This window comes from Exiguobacterium sp. s142, from assembly GCF_018618455.1.
Taxonomy (GTDB): Bacteria; Bacillota; Bacilli; order Exiguobacteriales; family Exiguobacteriaceae; genus Exiguobacterium; species Exiguobacterium aurantiacum_A.
The window spans coordinates 284,197-301,155 of the sequence record NZ_JACSMB010000001.1 but is presented as its reverse complement, the minus strand read 5'-3'; the positions used below and the strand labels follow the sequence as shown (position 1 = coordinate 301,155).

Genomic DNA, 16,959 nt, shown 5'->3' with positions numbered 1-16,959 from the left:
TTATTCGTATTTGAGTGCGTCGCCATCGAACGATTCGTCAGCGACTTTGATTGAGTCGGTCGGACATCCTTCGAACGCGTCCATCAAATCTTCCGACAGTTCGTCAGGTACTTCGACTGTGCCTGTGTTGTCGTCCATCAAGTTGAAGGCGAGACCTTCGTCATCATAGTCGAAGATGTCGGGAGCAGCTGCTCCACAAGCACCACATGCGATACATGTATCTTTGTCAACGATAGTAAATTTTGCCATTTGTAACCCTCCAAACGTTTCGTCTCTCTGCATAGAAATGACTTTCTACTGACTATGAGTAATTGTAGTCTACATACCCTAATATTTCAATGAGGAAACGAATAACGTTTTGGAGGGATAGTAATAATGAGAGAGGGTGGAAGGATGGTTCATTTAGCCGACGGAGTGTTGCTCCTATCGATTCAACGCTTAAAAGGGGAGCGCAGCGAACGCAGCCTGTTTCACGTTTTAAACGGAAAACGTTCGGCGACGACGCTCCAAGATGCTTTTTTTTATGACCTTGAACCGATTTTCGGACTGTTCCCTTATACGAAATATGATTATGAGAAGCTGTTAGTCTCGTTTGAGAAAAGAGGCTGGCTCAATCGGGCGACGTTCACGTTAACCGAAGCCGGAAGTATGCTCGCTAGTCCGGACGCGGTCAGCCAGTTGTTTGACCGGCTCGGTGGCGAGTACCGGGACTATACGACGATGACATGGAAACGTCTCAGTTTATTTATCCAGACGTTCATGTCACTCGAACACGAGCGCACGTTTTATCCGGTCCAAGCCGATCGGATGGCCGAGCGGTGGGTCAAGCAAATCGTGCGAACGGAACGAGAGTGGAAAGAACTGATCGCCTCGTTTCATCAAGAACTCGAAACAGCGCTTGAAACGGTCGGTGATCCATATGCGACGGCAGTCGTCTATCGCTTCACCGGAGCGTTCGAGACGGGATACACGTATGAACAGATCGCGACGCTCCTTGACGTCGATGCTCGGACGGCACGGCTTTACTTCTTGGCCGGATGGAACGCGCTGTTACGGACTGTGCCGCGAGACGCCAAAATACTAGGGTTTGCCCACGGGTTGTCGGATGAGCGGATGACGTTATCGGCGCGCGAATCGTTCGATTTGTTTTCGGCCGGCCGCACGTTCGCGCAAGTACAATCGATCAGGCGCCTGCGCACGAGCACAATCGAAGACCACGTCGTCGAGATGGCGATGTATTTGGACGACTTCCCGCTCGATCAATTCGTGCCAGCCGACGCGATTGCCGAAGTCGAACGGTTACGGGAAGAAGACAGCTGGGCGCTAAAGCCGATCTTCGAGAAAACCGACAATCTCAGTTACTTCCAAATTCGGTTAGTGTTCGCGAGATTGAAACGAGGTGAGACATTTGTATGAAAAAACGTTGAAGCGTGTGTTCGGTCACGAGACGTTTCGTCCCGGACAGCGTGACGTCATCGAAGCGGTCGCCGAAGGGCAGGACGTGTTGGCGATCATGCCGACGGGTGCCGGGAAATCATTGACGTTCCAACTCCCGTCGTATTTAAAGAACGAAGGCTTGACGATTATCGTCTCGCCGCTCTTGTCGTTGATCGAAGACCAAATGCTCCATATCCGGGAGCGCGGCGAGCGTGGCGTGGCGAGGCTGACGTCGATGGAGACTTTAGAAGAGAAACAAGACATACTGAATCATTTGAAGCGCTATCGGTTCTTATACCTATCTCCCGAACAGCTTGCCGTGCCGCACGTGACCCGGGCGCTCGCAAGGACTCCGATTCAAATGCTCGTCATCGATGAAGCGCACTGTATCTCGCAATGGGGTCATGAGTTCAGGCCGGAATACGCACGGCTCGGGGAGCTCCGTAAACAACTCGGAAGCCCGCAATGCATGGCCGTCACGGCGACGGCCCCGGAAAACGTGAAACGGGACATTATTGAAAAATTAGCTTTATTCTCGCCGTCCCAGTTCGTCCATTCGGCCAATCGACCTGAGATCCGTCTCATCGTCGAACGGCTCGAGACGGAACGAAAGATGCCGCGACTGATCGAACTCGTTCGAGAAGTGCCGACACCGGCCGTCATCTATACGGCGACACGACGGGAAGCTGAAGCGCTCGCGCTTCAACTCGATGACGCCTTGTTTTATCACGGCGGGATGTCGACCGAGGACCGGCGCCTCGTTCAATCGCAGTTTTTACGCGATGAAGTCGCGATCATGGTATGTACGAGTGCGTTCGGGATGGGCGTCAACAAAGATAACGTGCGCTCTGTCATCCATTTCCAACTGCCGGCGACGCTCGAGGCGTATATGCAAGAGATCGGCCGGGCCGGCCGGGACGGCGAACCGGCGTTTGCCGTCTTACTGTATGCCGAAGGGGATGAACGGATCCAACAGTTTTTAATCGATCAACAGTACCCGAAAGATAAAGACATCCGCATAGCTTATCTAGAACGGGACAACGGCACGAGCTTGTCGCAATTACCGCGGCTGTTGAAGATGAACGAGGAAGATCCGGTATGGGGCTTGCTAAACCAAATGCTCGCCGAACGCACGCTTGCCGATGCGGTCGATTGGGTAAAAGAGAGAAAGCGGGCCCGGTACCGCCAGCTCGGTCAAATGATCGACTACGCGCTCATCAAGAAGTGCCGGCGCGACTACTTGCTGAATTACTTTTCAGAGCAACCGGTCAAACAAGCCGATTGCTGTGACGTCTGTGGTGAGATTTCATTCCCGCCGTCGGTTCAAGTTGTGTCTAAAAATGTGACAGATTGGAAACATCGGTTGGCGCGCATCTTTTCCTTTGATTGATATCATAGTAAAATGATAAAAAAGGTAAAGGAGGGCACACGTTGCGACATCGAAACCAAGCAGATTCTCTTCGTGAAAAAGTCGTGGACACGTTGCCGTCTCGGTCGGAACGGCAAGAGCACGAGCGGAAAGAAAAAATGAATGATAATTGGTTGAAACGACCGCTGGCTATGATGCTGACTTTGACGATGTTTGCGATTATCCTCGCATTTTTATATATAGGACGTCATACATTATTTTTCTGATGATACGGTGGAGACGCCGTATTTTTTTATTTTGTTTCAACATCCTTGAGATGTTTACTTGAATTGGAAAAGTCACACCTGTTTCTCACAAATTTGCACAATAAAACAGGTAAAGCTGAAATGATGGGTCTATACTTAAAGAGAAGAACCTGTAGGAGAGGAGGGCTGCTATGCCGAAGTACTCCATCAAGACGGTCGCGTCACTGACCGGTGTGAACCCGACGACGATTCGGGCTTGGGAGCGTCGCTATCAGTTTATCGAGCCGAGTCGGACCGATTCGGGTCACCGGTTGTATTCCGACCAAGACGTCGAAAAAATCAAATGGGTCGTTGAAAAACAACGGGAAGGGTTGACCGTCTCGCAAGCGATTCAGCAACTTCACGAGGCACCGAAGCCGAAGCCTGCTCGTCTCTACGACGAAGAATTGAAGGATGGATTAATGGACGCGCTGCTCAAATTTGATGAACGGAAAGCGCACGATTTGATGAACCGTGCCTTCAACACGTTCAGTTTTGAAAAAGTGACGAAAGATATCATTAGCCCGTTGCTGATGGATATCGGCACACGCTGGGAAAATGGGAAGGTCACGATCGCGCACGAACACTTTGCGACGTCCTTTTTTCGAGCCCGCTTGTCGACGTTGTCTCTTCAAATGCCGATGAATCCATTTTTGCCCCGGATCATTTGCGTCTGCGCCCCGGGTGAAATGCATGAAATCGGCCTTTTGTTCGTGACACTCTATTTAAGACAATACGGCTTTGACGTCATTTTCCTCGGAGCGGGGTTTCCGAAAGAGGATTTGAGCATAGCGCTCCATGATATCGACGCGAAATGTTTAATCTTTTCATGTACGTTGACTGAGCATATTGCCAATCTTCAAGAAGCGATGCGTTACATTCAAGCGGAGCATCCAGACCTCGTCATCGGTGCGGGTGGATACGCCGTCAGTCAACAAGCGTCGCAATTTGAAGGAGCGTTTCTTGGAGATACGCCCGAAGCTTGGAACGAGTGGTTGTCAACCATTTGACAGGTCGACAAAACGGGAGTAGCTTATTAAGTAGAATGATTTTTCTTTGGAGGTTTTCGTTTGAGATTTGAAAAACAGACAAAAGAACATTTGAGGGTATACTTGACTGCGAGCGACTTATCGATTCGAGGGATCGCCATCGATACGATTGTCGGAGAGAGCGGTCAAGAACTATGGCGGGAATTGCTTGAAACGGCCGAGGCCGAATATGGGTTCATGCCGCAAGGTGCTGTCGACTTGAATGTGACGATGTTTCCACGCGATGGACTCGTCATCGATGTTCAAAAAGTCGATGCGGTCGTCGCGGAGTCGGATCAAGAACAAGTCGAGATTCGCTTGACGATCGATGTGATCCACCATTTGATTTATCAGTTTGACGATATTGAAGACGTGATCAATGCGTCGATTCGTGCATTTCCGCATATACAAGATACCGACCAAGGTGGGGCACTCTATCATTATGACGGCCGCTACTACTTACATTTTGTGGAAGTTCTCAAACCGCAAGTCGAGGAACGGCTCGCCGCCATCCTGTCTGAATATGGCAAGACGACGACCGTCAGCCCGTATCTCATGATGGAGTACGGGAAGACCATCCAAACTGAACAAGCAGTGAAACAGCTGTACGATACGTTCGCGTAAGTACGGCTTTTTTACTATTCTGTTTCTATTGTTTTCAGCTGACACATGGTATGATAAAACTTGAATTTTTGAGAAGTTAGCTGAAGGAGAGATATGATGAAAGTCGCTGTTTTATATGGTGGAGTATCGGGTGAGCGTGAAGTGTCGCTTACGAGTGGTAAAGGTATGATCGAAGCGTTAGAGGCACGGGGTCATGAAGTCGTGGCCATTGATTTTCACCCGGATCGGGCTGAAGAGTTATTGACGCTTCAAGCAGACGTCGTCGTCAGTGCCCTGCACGGCAAGTATGGAGAAGACGGTCGCGTCCAGTCGCTCCTCGAGATGGCGCAGCTCCCTTATACAGGGTCGGGCGTCTTGGCTTCGGCTCTCGCGATGGACAAGGCGCGCGCGAAAATCATTTTCGCCGCTTCAGGTATTCGTGTCGCCCGTGACGTCCTCGTCCAAGCAGGGGATGACCTCGATTTGAAAGTGGCCGAGTGGGGCGGTGAGTTTCCTTGTGTCGTCAAACCGGCGCAAGAAGGCTCTTCGAACGGGTTGACGATCGCGACCGACGAGTCGATGCTACGCGCGGGCATCGCCAAGGCGTTCCAATGTGATACGGCCGTGTTGGTCGAACAGTACATCAAAGGTCGTGAGCTGACCGTTCCGGTGCTCGGCAACCGTGGGAACGAGCACGCCCTCCCGGTCATCGAGATCATCCCGAAGAATGAATTTTACGACTACGAGTCTAAGTATTCGGAAGGCGGGTCGATTCACGTCTGTCCGGCGGAGTTGCCGGAGGCGTTGACGAAAGAAGTGCAAGCGGCCGCGATTGAGGCGCACCGTGCCCTCGGCTGCAGCGGCTATTCACGTTCTGATTTCTTAGTGTCGGAGCAAGGATTGGCCTACATCCTCGAGACGAACACGCTCCCGGGGATGACGCCGCTCAGTCTGTTCCCGGACAGTGCGAACGTCGCCGGTATTTCTTACGGTGAATTGCTAGAGCGTTTCATCGCGCTCGCCTTAGAAAAATAAGAAGGGATTCCCCTTCTCCGCTTTTTAGAAAACGCTTTCATTATTTTTGTAAAACCCTTTCAAAATGCTTGCTTATCGGCTATACTTTTAAACGAATACGAGGTTGATTCTTGGGGGAGAATTGACAATTTAGGGGAGGAAACCTTCATGATTACGGATCAAGAAAAAGGTCATCAAAAACGAAAAAACATCCTTGAATCGACACAGGAAGTTGTCCACGAGGCGCTCGAGAAACTCGGTTATCCAGAAGAGATGTACGAGCTGTTGAAAGAGCCGCTTCGGATGTTGACCGTGCGTATCCCTGTCCGCATGGACGACGGTTCGACGAAGATCTTCACTGGCTATCGGGCGCAACATAACGATGCTGTCGGCCCGACGAAAGGTGGGATTCGCTTCCACCCGAGCGTGACGGAAGTAGAAGTCAAGGCGCTGTCGATATGGATGAGCCTGAAGGCCGGTATCGTCGACCTTCCTTACGGTGGCGGTAAAGGGGGCATCGTTTGCGATCCGCGTGAGATGAGTTTCCGTGAAATCGAACGGTTGAGCCGCGGCTACGTCCGGGCGATCAGCCAAATCGTAGGTCCGACCAAAGATATCCCGGCGCCTGACGTGTTTACGAACTCGCAGATCATGGCATGGATGATGGATGAGTACAGCCGTATCGATGAATTCAACTCACCGGGCTTCATCACCGGTAAGCCGCTCGTGCTCGGTGGTTCACACGGTCGCGAGACGGCGACGGCAAAAGGTGTCGCCATCATGATCCGGGAGGCGTCGCTTCGCCGTGGGATCGAGTTGAAAGGCGCGCGCGTCGTCGTCCAAGGATTTGGTAACGCCGGCAGCTTCTTATCGAAGTTCATGCACGACGTGGGAGCGAAAGTCATCGCTGTCAGTGACGCGTATGGCGCGATCTATGATGAGAACGGACTTGACATCCCGTATTTGCTCGATCGACGCGACTCGTTCGGGACGATCTCGACACTGTTCAAAAACACGATTTCGAACAAAGAGATGCTCGAGCTCGACTGTGACATTTTAGTCCCGGCCGCGATCGAGAACCAGATCACTGAAGATAACGCCGATAACATCAAAGCGTCGATCATCGTCGAGGCGGCGAACGGACCGACGACGAACGAAGCGACGCGTATTTTGACAGAACGCGGCATCTTGCTCGTCCCTGACGTCCTCGCTTCAAGCGGTGGCGTGACAGTCTCTTACTTCGAATGGGTCCAAAACAATCAAGGTTATTACTGGACGGAAGAAGAAGTCGAAACGAAGCTTGAAAAAGTGCTCGTCCATTCGTTCAATACGGTATACAACACGTCATCAGCCCGGAAAGTCGACATGCGTCTCGCTGCCTATATGGTCGGTGTCCGTAAAATGGCGGAGGCCTCACGCTTCCGTGGCTGGGTGTGATAGCGACTTGCCGATGAACATCGCAAAATGAGGAAGGACCCGCAGCCGGGTCCTTCCTCATTTTAGTTGAACAAGTTTATGACGATGTCACACCGATACGCTCCCGAAGCGCTTCGGCGATCGCTTGGCCGTGAAAACGGCCGTTTTCGATGAAGATTTTGTTGGCATCGTTCCCGGCCGCGACGACGCCGGCGATGAACAGGTTATCGACGTTTGTCTCATACGTCGCCTCATCAAACTGCGGGATGCCGGTCTCGTCGTCGACGAGCACACCGGCTGCCGAGAACAGCCCGTGGTCAGGCAAGTAACCGGTCATGGCGAGGACGTGGTCCGTTGCGACCCGTTTCTCTTCGCCATGTTGTCGATAGACGACATGGTCCTGTTCGATGCGAATGATCTCGGCCTCGAGCTCAAGACGTACTTTTTCATGACGAACGAGGGAGTCGAAAGCGGGTAGTACCCATGGTTTGACCGATGGACTATAGCCGTCACCGCGGTAGAGCACCGTGACGTATGCCCCGGCTTTCTCGAGTTCGATGGCCGCATCGACCGCCGAGTTCTTTCCGCCGATGACGGTGACGTGTTGCCGATAAAACGGATGTGCTTCTTTGAAATAATGGGTCACGTGCGGGAGTTCTTCTCCCGGGACGTCTAACTTGCGGGGCCGTCCGTAGTACCCGGTCGCGAGAACGACGAAGTCGGCAAGGCGTTCTGTGACGCCGTGGCGGTCGTGACGGGACCGGACGATGAATTTGTCGGCACGACGGTCGATCGATTCGACCGTCTCGAACGGTTTGACGACAAGTCCGGTCCGGCTCACGACTTCACGATAATAGACGAGCGCGTCTTGGCGATGTGGTTTTAAGTCTTTACAGATGAACGGGATATCCCCGATTTCAAGCAAAGTGGCTGATGAGAAAAACGTCTGATGGGTCGGATAGCGGTAAATCGCATCGACGATGTTGCCTCGTTCGATGATCGTGCACGAGATACCGACCCGTTCTAATTCGATTGCCGCCGACAGGCCGCACGGGCCGGCGCCGACAATGATCGCGTGTTTGTCCAATGAAATCACCTCATCCCTCATTGTATGGAACGAAAGCTGAGATGGCAAGTCACTGCTGGAAGCTGAAGCTGTGTTCCATGACCGGTTGCGACGAGCCTGATTCGAGCTCGACGAGAAGACGGAGCCGTGCTTTTTGCGAATTGAGACCGTTCGAGAAGATGATGCCCATCTCTTTCAGTTGTTTACCGCCACCCTCATACCCGTACACGTCTTGAACGATACCGTTAAAACAGCGGCTGACGATGACGACCGGGATGTGGTCGACGAGTCGTTCGAGTGCCGGGACGATCGACGGTGGAACGTTTCCTTGACCGAGCACTTCGAGAACGAGCCCGTCGTAGCCGAGGTCGAGCACGGCTTCTAGCAAGTCAGGTTCCATGCCGGCGACAACTTTCAACACGGCGACTCGTTTCGTGATCGCTGGAATCATCTTCGGCTGTCTCGTTGTTGGTTGGCTGTAGATGAGGACGTGGTCCTTCGTCACCATCCCGACGTTTCCGAAGTGGACCGATTTGAACGTGTCGACGGAAGAGGTGTGCGTCTTCGTGACGTTGAACGCCGAGTGGATTTCGCCGTTGAAGACGACGAGCACCCCTTTGCCCCGTGCGGCTTCGCTCCTTGCGACCCGGAGCGCCGTGATGAGATTGAACTCGCCGTCTGACCCGATCTCGTTCGACGAGCGCATCGCTCCTGTCAAGACGATCGGCACGGGGGCACCGAGCGTGATCTGCAGGAAGTACGCCGTCTCCTCGAGCGTGTCGGTCCCGTGGGTGATGACGACGCCGTCATACGTGTCTTGCGTCAACTGCTGTGCGATGAACTGGGCGAGCTCGAGCATCTTCTCGGGCGTCATATGAGGAGACGGAATGTTTGAGAAGTGCTTCGTCGTAATTTTTGCGATGTCGGTCGCTTTCGGCAACGTCGCGTCAATCGGATTGACCTCACTTGGTGAGACGTGGCCCGAACCGGTCTGCGACATCGCAATCGTGCCGCCGGTATGGATGAGTAATAGATGATTCATAGTCGACCTCCAACTTTTTTTGTCCTTTTCTTCCATTTTCTAGGCGTTAGCTACTTTTTCTTTCGGCTTATTCAGTGTATGCTTAACGATAGAAAGGAGAGATGCATCATGATTGCAATCGCCTTGTCTGCGGTTGCGCCAGGATTCGCCCTTCTTTCCTACTTCTATTTACGGCATGAGTTGGAAGCGGAACCGCTCGGCTATGTGATTCGTTCGTTTGTCGCCGGTGCCATTCTTGTCTTTCCGATCATGTTCGTCCAATATGCGTTTGTGGAAGAAGGGGTCCTTGTCGGCCCGTTTTGGCAAGCGTTCGTCGCCACCGCTCTATTAGAAGAATTTTTTAAATGGTTCATGATCTATTATACAATATACATACATAAAGTTTTTGATGATTACTACGACGGGATTCTCTATGCGGTCGCCTGTTCACTCGGCTTTGCCACGTTGGAGAATTTTCTATACTTGTGGGTTTATGACTCGCTCGAGATTGCGATTTGGCGAGCCGTCTTACCGGTGAGCGGCCATGCGCTCTTCGCCGTGGCGATGGGCTTTTGTCTCGGTCGGGCCAAACACTCCGCGCATGAACGGTTTTGGCTGTTCACCGCTGTCATGTCGGCAACGTTGCTACACGGAATATTTGACTATATCTTACTCGTTGAATCGACGAACAAGGTGCCGGCCGTGCTCTATATCGTCATTTTATGGATGGTCGCGCTCTTGCTCGTCCGCACTGCAAATCGATCAAATCGTCGTCAATACAAATAGATAAAAGGGGAACGGGTTCATGTTAAAAGTTGGTCAAGAGTTACGAGTTGAAGTTGAAGGGAGAAACGAAGGGAAGACGAAAATCGCTGCCATTAACGGCGGTGTCGTCTGGATCGAATCTCCGAGCGAGATTGCGACGCTAAAGACGTTTTTTTTGCATGAGGATGAACCGATGCGTTTGTACTTTTTCAAAGGCGAAGATCAACTGTACGCTTTCGATTCAGTCGTCACGAAACGGATCAGTGACGCCCAGCTGACGCTTCGCTATGCGTTTAACTTGCCGGATGAGAAAAAAATCAAGCGCGTCCAACGTCGCGAGTACTTGCGCGTGCCGGAGATGATCAACGTGACGGTGCTCGCGGCAGACGGCGAAGCGTTTCCGTCATTCGAGACGACGTCACTAGACGTGTCGGCCGGCGGGATGCGTGTCGTGGCGAACCGTTCGCCGGTCGACGTCGATGAGTCGGTCATCGTCGTATTCCGGATTGAGGACGAGCGAGGGATACCCCAGACGTTCCGCGTCAAGAGCCGTCTCGTCCGGGTTCAAGAGCAGGCCGTAAAGCACGAGCTGTCACTTTGTTTTGAGGATTTGACGCCTCGTGATCAGGAGACGATTTTACGTTATTGTTTCCGGGCCCAGCTCGAAGCCAGAAAACGGACCGGCTCCGTATTTTCTTCACGTTAAAAAACTGGTATGATGTTCTCGGAACAAACGACCGAGAGGAGGTGGGTATCGGAATGAGCCGATACCCAATTTTTATGACTAAACCGCTACAAATCGCATTAGATGGGCCGGCAGGAGCCGGCAAGAGCACGATCGCTAAAACGCTCGCTAAAAAGTTAGGTTACGTGTACATCGATACCGGGGCAATCTACCGGGCTGTCACATATCGCGCGCTCGAGCAACACGTCGGATTAGAAGACGGCCCCGCCCTCGCTGAGATGATCGGCAAGATGGAGTTACGTCTCGTCCCGAGCGAGAGCGGGCAACGCGTGTTTGACGGTGACGAGGAAGTGACCGAAGTCATTCGGACGAGTGAAGTGACGAACAACGTCAGTTTTGTCGCAAGACAGCCTGAGGTCCGGGACGCACTTATGGATTTACAACGGGACTTGGCTCGGGACGGCGGCATCGTCATGGACGGTCGTGACATCGGGACGCACGTATTGCCTGAGGCAGACTTGAAAGTGTTCATGACCGCGACCGTCGAGGAACGTGCCCGTCGTCGCCACGAGGAGAACGTGTCAAAGGGTCTCCCGAGCGATTTCGAACAATTGAAACAAGAGATCGCCTTGCGTGATAAACGGGACTCGGAGCGCGTCGTCGCTCCACTCCGTCAAGCGGATGACGCCCACTTCCTCGACACGACCCATTTGTCGATCGATGGTGTCGTCACGGCTGTTGAACAGCTCATGGAACAGGTGGTCGGACGATGAAGCCGCTCAACAACGGCCCGTTCGGGATGTATCGGTTAACGGTCGGCGTCGTTCGAATCATGCGTCTGCTCAGCTTCCGCGTCGAGTATGTCGGTCGTGAGAATGTACCTGAGGACGGCTCGATCATCGTCTGTTCGAACCACCAGTCGAACTGGGACCCGGTCTTGTTGGCCAGTGCCATGCCGAAGCAACGGCCAATTCGTTTTTTTGCAAAAAAAGAGCTGTTCGATGTCCCGGTTTTAAAACGGATTTTGACACGCTCCGGGCAAATCCCGGTGTCACGCGGGGAAGGGGACCGTCAAGCGCTGCGTACTGTTCTTCAGAAGTTGAAAGAGGACGAGGTCATCTCGATCTTTCCGGAAGGGACCCGTTCGAAAGACGGATCGCTCGGTAAGGCGCAGGCGGGTGTCGGTTTTTTCGCCCTCCGTTCAAACGCTGCCGTCCTTCCGATCGCGATCATCGGTAAATACAAGTTCCGTTCGAAGTTGAAGGTCGTCATCGGCGAGCCGATCGACTTCTCGCAACTGAAAGCGGACAAAGCGAGTGCCCAAGACGCCGCCGATTTGATCATGGCGACAATCGCCGAACTGTACATGACCCATTCACAGAACGTTCGCTAATTTCAGGTTTAATCTGTTGCAATCAGAGGAACAAACCTGATAACACCTTGACAAATCTGTCGAATTATAAGAAGTTTATACTAGGTGTTAAGCGCCTTAGGGCGCTCCTTTTTGTACTCATCGTGAGGGGGTAGTGTTGGAATGGTCGAAGAAATGAAAGATATGCCTGATTTTGAAATTAATCGAGGTCAAATCGTGACCGGTATCGTCGTCAAAATCGAGGACAAGCAAGCGTTAATTGATATCGGTTACAAAACCGAGGCGATTTTGCCAATCAGCGAAGTATCAAGCATGCATTTAGACGATTTAAACGAATCACTCCATGTCAACGACGAAATCCGTGTCAAAGTGAAAAAGGTCACGGATGAAGAGGTTGTCGTATCGAAGAAAGACGTAGATGCCGAGGCAGCTTGGGATCAAATCGTTGAAAAATTCGAATCGGGCGAAGTATTTGAAGTCATGGTGAAAGATAAGGTCAAAGGCGGTCTTGTTGTCGATATCGGCATCCGCGGCTTTATCCCGGCTTCACTCGTAGAAAACCACTTCGTCGAAGATTTCTCATCATACTTGCATAAGCCGATTACGGTTAAAGTCGTCGAGATGGACCGCGAAAAAAATCGCGTAATCTTGTCGCATAAAGCGGTGGCAGAGGCAGAGATGAGTGCGAAGAAGGCGGAAACGCTTGAATCGCTCGAGGTCGGTCAAATTATCGAAGGAACCGTCCAACGTCTAACTGACTTTGGTGCGTTCGTCGATATCGGCGGCGTCGACGGTCTCGTCCATATTTCTGAGATGGCTCATAGTCGTGTTGAAAAACCGAGTGATGTCGTCACAGAAGGTGACAAAGTGAAAGTGAAAGTACTTGGTCTTGACCTCGACAATGAAAAAGTGAAATTGTCGATCAAAGAGACGCAACCGGGACCGTGGGAATCGGTTGAAGGCAAGATTCAACCTGGGGACGTGATCGCGGGGAAGGTCAAACGTATCGTCACGTTTGGTGCGTTCGTCGAAGTCGCGCCGCAAGTCGAAGGGTTGCTCCACATTTCTCAGATTGCGAACCGACACATCGCGACGCCATCTGAAGTCTTGTCTGAAGGACAAGAAGTGAAAGTGAAAGTGCTCGACGTCCATCTCGATGAGAAGAAAATCTCATTGTCGATGCGTGCACTCGAATCAGAAGACGGTTCACGCGATGATGAAGAGCAGTCGCTGCTTGACGAATATAGCGATCAAGGCGGATTCTCTGTATCTGAACTGACAGGTGAGAACGCCTCGGACGATTCTAAATAAGACGGTCGTTCAAGCGGGAGTCATACTCCCGCTTCTTTTTGTATGGTCACTAATATTCGACTGTGCTATAATTGTACAGTTGCAAATAAGAACGATAATTTTTTGAATGAAAGTTAAAGAGGTGTTTATATGGGAATTCCAGCAGTGGCCATCGTAGGCCGCCCGAATATTGGGAAATCCACGATTTTCAACCGGATCATCGGTGATCGCGTATCGATCGTCGATGACAAACCGGGAGTTACACGCGACCGTATTTACGGTACGGGTGAGTGGTTGAACCGAAAGTTTCATTTGATCGACACAGGCGGGATCGAGGTCGGCGATGAGCCGCTTCTCGTTCAGATGCGTCATCAAGCCGAACTCGCGATCGATGAGGCGGACGTCATCGTCTTCATGGTAAACGGTCGTGAAGGGATCACGGCAGCGGATGAAGAAGTCGCGAACTTGTTGTTCCGTTCGAACAAGCCGATCGTGCTTGCCGTCAACAAAGTCGATAACTTCGAGATGCGTGAACTCATGTATGAGTTCTACTCGCTCGGGTTTGGCGACCCGTTCCCGATCTCGGGAACACACGGACTCGGTCTTGGTGATCTGTTAGATCGTGTCCTCGAACTCGCGCCGGACAAAGACGATTACGAATACAACGAAGATGTCATTCAGTTCTCGCTCATCGGACGCCCGAACGTCGGGAAATCGAGTTTGACGAACGCGATTCTCGGTGAAGAACGTGTTATCGTCTCGGCGATCGCCGGAACGACGCGCGATGCGATCGATACACCGTTCACTCGTGATGGACAAGAGTACGTCATCATCGATACGGCCGGTATGCGTAAGCGCGGCAAAGTGTACGAATCGACAGAACGTTATAGTGTCATGCGTGCCCAAAAGGCGATTGAACGCTCGAACGTCGTCCTCGTCGTCATCGACGGTGAAGAAGGCATCATCGAGCAAGACAAACGCGTCGCAGGACTTGCCCACGAAGCAGGGAAAGCGATCGTGCTCGTCGTCAATAAATGGGACGCTGTCGAGAAAGACGACAAGACGATGAAGAAGATGGAAGAGAAGATCCGCAAGGAATTCCTATTCCTCGACTACGCGCCAATCGTATTCTTATCGGCACTCACGTCGAAGCGGTTGCAAACGCTTCTTCCTGTCATCAATCAAGTTGCCGAATCACACCGTCAGCGTATTTCGACGAGCGTGTTGAACGATGTCATCGTCGACGCGGTCGCGATGAACCCGACACCAACGGACAAAGGACAACGACTCAAGATCAACTATGCGACGCAAGTGGCGATCGAGCCACCGACGTTCGTGTTGTTCGTCAACGATCCCGAGTTGCTTCACTTCTCGTACAAACGTTATCTAGATAACCAGATTCGCCGCGCGTTTGACTTTACTGGTACACCGATTCACATCGTGGCTCGTCAGAAAAACTAGTAATGGGGGTGCCTCACATGGCAAAAGTAGCTGTCATTGGTGCAGGAAGCTGGGGAACGGCATTATCGCTCGTCCTCGCTGACAATGGACACGACGTCGTGCTCTACGGACGTGAGGAAGATCACGTCCATGAGATCAACACGTCGCATACGAATTCGACTTACTTGAAAGATGTGCCGCTTCCGGCGTCGATCCGGGCAACGACCGATTTGAAAGAGGCGGTTCTAGATTGCTCGATCATTTTCCTCGTCGTCCCGAGCTCGGCGATTCGTCCGGTTTCCCGTGAAGTGAACGATTTGCTCACGGAACCGGTCACGATCGTTCATGCCGCAAAAGGGATCGAACCGAAGACGCATAAGCGGTTGTCTGAGATCATCGCTGAAGAGATCGATCCGTCAAAACGTCGAGCCATCGGTGTATTGACAGGCCCGACCCACGCCGAGGAAGTGGCCGTCCGCAAACCGACGACGATCACCATCGCGTGTGAGGATTTATTTGTCGCTGATGAGATTCAAGAACTGCTCACAAACGATCAGTTCCGGGTCTATTTGAACTCTGACGTCATCGGAGCGGAATACGGGGGCGCGCTTAAAAACATTATCGCCCTTGCCGCCGGGATGACGGACGGGCTCGGATACGGCGACAATGCGAAAGCTGCCCTCATGACGCGCGGCATCGTCGAGATCGCTCGGCTCGGTGTCAAACTCGGCGCCAACCCGGCCTCGTTCTCGGGCTTGACCGGGATCGGTGATCTGATCGTGACCGCGACGTCACAGCACAGCCGAAACTGGCGAGCTGGTAACGCCATCGGACGTGGGGAGAAGCTTGAAGACGTACTCGATCAGATGGGTATGGTCGTCGAAGGTGTGCGTGCCTGTGAAGCAGCGCATACACTTGCCCGCGAAGCCGGCGTCGACATGCCGATCACGGAAGCGCTCTACAACGTGCTGTTCGAAGGAAAAAGTCCGCATGATGAAGTGAAAAAGTTGATGAGACGCCCGCAAAAACATGAAATGGAAGAAGTTTTCCATTTCGAGGGCGAATAACAGCAAAGGAACTGACGTTTTCGTTCAGTTCCTTTGTTTTTTTTGCTACACTAAATTACGGAGTAAGATTTATAGAGAAAGTCGAGGGGATAGACGTGACACCGTCACTCATCAAGATGTGGATTTCATTTGCGGGGATTGGGGCGTTTGCCGTCGCTGCGCTCATGGTGGCAGTCAGCCACACGAAACTTTCAGGCTGGTTTGCGGTGCTCATTCGAGTCGTCGCATTCGTGATTTTTCTATTCGGAACGATCATTATGATTTATGTGGTCGCTTCTGGACCGACAGGAGGGTAAACCGTGAAACGAATGTTTTTAGCCGTCAGTTTGGCGACGGCGACGCTGCTCGCCGGATGTATGTTCCCGGAAACAAATCGGGTCGACAACGTGCCTTATGAGGACCAGTTGCAATCGGTCCAGACGGCGGTCGACTCGTTCAAAGAGACGACCGGTGTCTTACCGATCAAAACAAAGCCGGCCGAGACGCCGCTGATGGAACGTTACCCGATCGAGTTTAGCCGCCTCGTCCCTGGTTATTTGGCAGATCCGCCGGCAAACAGTTTCGAAGGGGGCGGCTTGTTCTTGTACGTCCTTGTCGACGCCGAGACAGAGCCGACGGTCAAACTGATTGACTTGCGGGTGACCGAGCGCCTCCAACAACTGCAGACGAATATCAATTCGTTCAGAGTCAAAGAAGGGAAATATCCGTTCAAAGGATCGCTCGGAAAAAATCAGTTTACGATCGATTACGACCTCGTTTTCGTCTCCGAAGAACCGTTCATCCCGAGCCCATACACGGAAAACGAGTTGCCGATCTATGTGGATGGGACTGGTCAATTGTTCGTCGATTACCGGGCTGACATCGAAGCCGTGCTCGAGAACACGGATGCCGAGCCGAAAGTAGGAGAGGATATTCGTTATTTGCTCTACGATGACGCACCGTTCGCTCCGGCTTATTCGCAAGGGTATACGATTAATGACCAAGGTGAGGTCGAGTTTTTAAACAATTGAGTCGAGCAAGGTGTCCGCTTATGACCTTTTCGCTTAAAAAATGTTGTCATATCAACGTTTGTACGATATGATTAATCCCGTAAACTCTCTGT

19 protein-coding genes are annotated in these 16,959 nt (G+C 52.0%); 16 read left to right on the top strand and 3 right to left on the bottom strand.

Annotation, left to right across the window (positions count from 1 at the left end; genetic code table 11):
• Positions 1-249 (bottom strand): ferredoxin, encoded by a 249-nt coding sequence (locus KNP77_RS01550; RefSeq protein ID WP_016510114.1) that lies wholly within the window; start codon positions 247-249, stop codon positions 1-3.
• Positions 250-393: 144 nt separating this feature from the next.
• On the opposite strand from KNP77_RS01550, the gene KNP77_RS01545 reads away from it, so the two are divergent.
• The 7 genes from KNP77_RS01545 to KNP77_RS01515 all read left to right on the top strand — a co-directional run bounded on the left by KNP77_RS01545 (position 394) and on the right by KNP77_RS01515 (position 7,172).
• Positions 394-1,416, top strand: a complete 1,023-nt coding sequence (locus KNP77_RS01545) for a YpbB family protein (RefSeq protein ID WP_070327450.1) — start codon at positions 394-396, stop codon at positions 1,414-1,416.
• Entirely contained in the window at positions 1,400-2,827 is a 1,428-nt protein-coding gene (locus tag KNP77_RS01540; RefSeq protein ID WP_131440210.1) for a RecQ family ATP-dependent DNA helicase, read from the top strand. The genes KNP77_RS01545 and KNP77_RS01540 overlap by 17 nt, the downstream gene beginning before the upstream one ends.
• A 41-nt stretch (positions 2,828-2,868) precedes the next feature.
• A complete protein-coding gene (locus tag KNP77_RS01535; RefSeq protein WP_214888189.1) occupies positions 2,869-3,072 on the top strand; it encodes a hypothetical protein in 204 nt (67 codons plus the stop codon).
• 170 nt (positions 3,073-3,242) lie between these two features.
• Positions 3,243-4,100 (top strand): MerR family transcriptional regulator, encoded by an 858-nt coding sequence (locus KNP77_RS01530; protein WP_071399644.1) that lies wholly within the window; start codon positions 3,243-3,245, stop codon positions 4,098-4,100.
• A gap of 60 nt (positions 4,101-4,160) precedes the next feature.
• The gene (locus KNP77_RS01525; protein ID WP_214887964.1) at positions 4,161-4,742 is read left to right on the top strand and encodes an adaptor protein MecA; all 582 of its coding nucleotides are present in this window, start codon (positions 4,161-4,163) and stop codon (positions 4,740-4,742) included.
• 96 nt (positions 4,743-4,838) lie between these two features.
• Positions 4,839-5,756 (top strand): D-alanine--D-alanine ligase, encoded by a 918-nt coding sequence (locus KNP77_RS01520; RefSeq protein WP_070327445.1) that lies wholly within the window; start codon positions 4,839-4,841, stop codon positions 5,754-5,756.
• 147 nt (positions 5,757-5,903) lie between these two features.
• Positions 5,904-7,172, top strand: coding sequence for a Glu/Leu/Phe/Val family dehydrogenase (locus tag KNP77_RS01515; RefSeq protein ID WP_070327444.1), 1,269 nt, complete (start codon positions 5,904-5,906; stop codon positions 7,170-7,172).
• Between the two features lie 76 nt (positions 7,173-7,248).
• Here the strand turns inward: KNP77_RS01515 and KNP77_RS01510 are convergent, their stop codons facing one another.
• Together KNP77_RS01510 and KNP77_RS01505 are read right to left on the bottom strand one after the other, a co-directional pair.
• Positions 7,249-8,259, bottom strand: coding sequence for a YpdA family putative bacillithiol disulfide reductase (locus KNP77_RS01510; protein ID WP_131465244.1), 1,011 nt, complete (start codon positions 8,257-8,259; stop codon positions 7,249-7,251).
• Between the two features lie 28 nt (positions 8,260-8,287).
• Positions 8,288-9,259: an asparaginase gene (locus tag KNP77_RS01505; RefSeq protein WP_070327442.1), complete on the bottom strand. Its 972-nt coding sequence runs from the start codon at positions 9,257-9,259 to the stop codon at positions 8,288-8,290.
• 108 nt (positions 9,260-9,367) lie between these two features.
• On the opposite strand from KNP77_RS01505, the gene prsW reads away from it, so the two are divergent.
• The 9 genes from prsW to KNP77_RS01460 all read left to right on the top strand — a co-directional run bounded on the left by prsW (position 9,368) and on the right by KNP77_RS01460 (position 16,867).
• Positions 9,368-10,024, top strand: coding sequence for a glutamic-type intramembrane protease PrsW (gene prsW, locus KNP77_RS01500; protein WP_214887961.1), 657 nt, complete (start codon positions 9,368-9,370; stop codon positions 10,022-10,024).
• 19 nt (positions 10,025-10,043) lie between these two features.
• Positions 10,044-10,709 carry a flagellar brake protein gene (locus KNP77_RS01495; RefSeq protein ID WP_131465242.1) on the top strand — a complete coding sequence of 222 codons (666 nt, stop codon included), beginning with the start codon at positions 10,044-10,046 and terminating at the stop codon, positions 10,707-10,709.
• Positions 10,710-10,783: 74 nt separating this feature from the next.
• Positions 10,784-11,461 carry a (d)CMP kinase gene (gene cmk / locus KNP77_RS01490; RefSeq protein WP_070327439.1) on the top strand — a complete coding sequence of 226 codons (678 nt, stop codon included), beginning with the start codon at positions 10,784-10,786 and terminating at the stop codon, positions 11,459-11,461.
• Entirely contained in the window at positions 11,458-12,081 is a 624-nt protein-coding gene (locus KNP77_RS01485) for a lysophospholipid acyltransferase family protein (protein ID WP_131443335.1), read from the top strand. The genes cmk and KNP77_RS01485 overlap by 4 nt, the downstream gene beginning before the upstream one ends.
• A gap of 141 nt (positions 12,082-12,222) precedes the next feature.
• Positions 12,223-13,371: a 30S ribosomal protein S1 gene (rpsA, locus tag KNP77_RS01480; protein ID WP_070327437.1), complete on the top strand. Its 1,149-nt coding sequence runs from the start codon at positions 12,223-12,225 to the stop codon at positions 13,369-13,371.
• A 129-nt stretch (positions 13,372-13,500) separates the two neighbouring features.
• Complete coding sequence (gene der / locus KNP77_RS01475) at positions 13,501-14,811, top strand: ribosome biogenesis GTPase Der (protein WP_035386714.1); 1,311 nt, start codon at positions 13,501-13,503, stop codon at positions 14,809-14,811.
• Between the two features lie 17 nt (positions 14,812-14,828).
• Complete coding sequence (locus KNP77_RS01470; RefSeq protein WP_131465240.1) at positions 14,829-15,857, top strand: NAD(P)H-dependent glycerol-3-phosphate dehydrogenase; 1,029 nt, start codon at positions 14,829-14,831, stop codon at positions 15,855-15,857.
• A gap of 116 nt (positions 15,858-15,973) precedes the next feature.
• Positions 15,974-16,153 carry a DUF2768 domain-containing protein gene (locus KNP77_RS01465; RefSeq protein WP_233589594.1) on the top strand — a complete coding sequence of 60 codons (180 nt, stop codon included), beginning with the start codon at positions 15,974-15,976 and terminating at the stop codon, positions 16,151-16,153.
• Between the two features lie 12 nt (positions 16,154-16,165).
• On the top strand, positions 16,166-16,867 hold the full coding sequence (locus KNP77_RS01460; RefSeq protein WP_131465367.1) for a hypothetical protein: 702 nt from the start codon (positions 16,166-16,168) through the stop codon (positions 16,865-16,867).
• The last annotated feature ends 92 nt before the right edge of the window (positions 16,868-16,959 follow it).

What these genes read in the sequence shown, in the direction of transcription:
- KNP77_RS01470 (WP_131465240.1), top strand. Translation starts at nt 14,829, where the DNA reads ATGGCAAAAGTAGCTGTCATTGGTGCAGGAAGCTGGGGAACGGCATTA.
- prsW (WP_214887961.1), top strand. Translation starts at nt 9,368, where the DNA reads ATGATTGCAATCGCCTTGTCTGCGGTTGCGCCAGGATTCGCCCTTCTT.
- KNP77_RS01495 (WP_131465242.1), top strand. Translation starts at nt 10,044, where the DNA reads ATGTTAAAAGTTGGTCAAGAGTTACGAGTTGAAGTTGAAGGGAGAAAC.
- KNP77_RS01510 (WP_131465244.1), bottom strand. Translation starts at nt 8,259, where the DNA reads ATGAGGGATGAGGTGATTTCATTGGACAAACACGCGATCATTGTCGGC.
- der (WP_035386714.1), top strand. Translation starts at nt 13,501, where the DNA reads ATGGGAATTCCAGCAGTGGCCATCGTAGGCCGCCCGAATATTGGGAAA.
- KNP77_RS01545 (WP_070327450.1), top strand. Translation starts at nt 394, where the DNA reads ATGGTTCATTTAGCCGACGGAGTGTTGCTCCTATCGATTCAACGCTTA.
- KNP77_RS01530 (WP_071399644.1), top strand. Translation starts at nt 3,243, where the DNA reads ATGCCGAAGTACTCCATCAAGACGGTCGCGTCACTGACCGGTGTGAAC.
- rpsA (WP_070327437.1), top strand. Translation starts at nt 12,223, where the DNA reads ATGGTCGAAGAAATGAAAGATATGCCTGATTTTGAAATTAATCGAGGT.
- KNP77_RS01515 (WP_070327444.1), top strand. Translation starts at nt 5,904, where the DNA reads ATGATTACGGATCAAGAAAAAGGTCATCAAAAACGAAAAAACATCCTT.
- KNP77_RS01460 (WP_131465367.1), top strand. Translation starts at nt 16,166, where the DNA reads ATGTTTTTAGCCGTCAGTTTGGCGACGGCGACGCTGCTCGCCGGATGT.
- KNP77_RS01505 (WP_070327442.1), bottom strand. Translation starts at nt 9,259, where the DNA reads ATGAATCATCTATTACTCATCCATACCGGCGGCACGATTGCGATGTCG.
- KNP77_RS01520 (WP_070327445.1), top strand. Translation starts at nt 4,839, where the DNA reads ATGAAAGTCGCTGTTTTATATGGTGGAGTATCGGGTGAGCGTGAAGTG.
- KNP77_RS01465 (WP_233589594.1), top strand. Translation starts at nt 15,974, where the DNA reads ATGTGGATTTCATTTGCGGGGATTGGGGCGTTTGCCGTCGCTGCGCTC.
- KNP77_RS01485 (WP_131443335.1), top strand. Translation starts at nt 11,458, where the DNA reads ATGAAGCCGCTCAACAACGGCCCGTTCGGGATGTATCGGTTAACGGTC.
- KNP77_RS01550 (WP_016510114.1), bottom strand. Translation starts at nt 249, where the DNA reads ATGGCAAAATTTACTATCGTTGACAAAGATACATGTATCGCATGTGGT.
- cmk (WP_070327439.1), top strand. Translation starts at nt 10,784, where the DNA reads ATGACTAAACCGCTACAAATCGCATTAGATGGGCCGGCAGGAGCCGGC.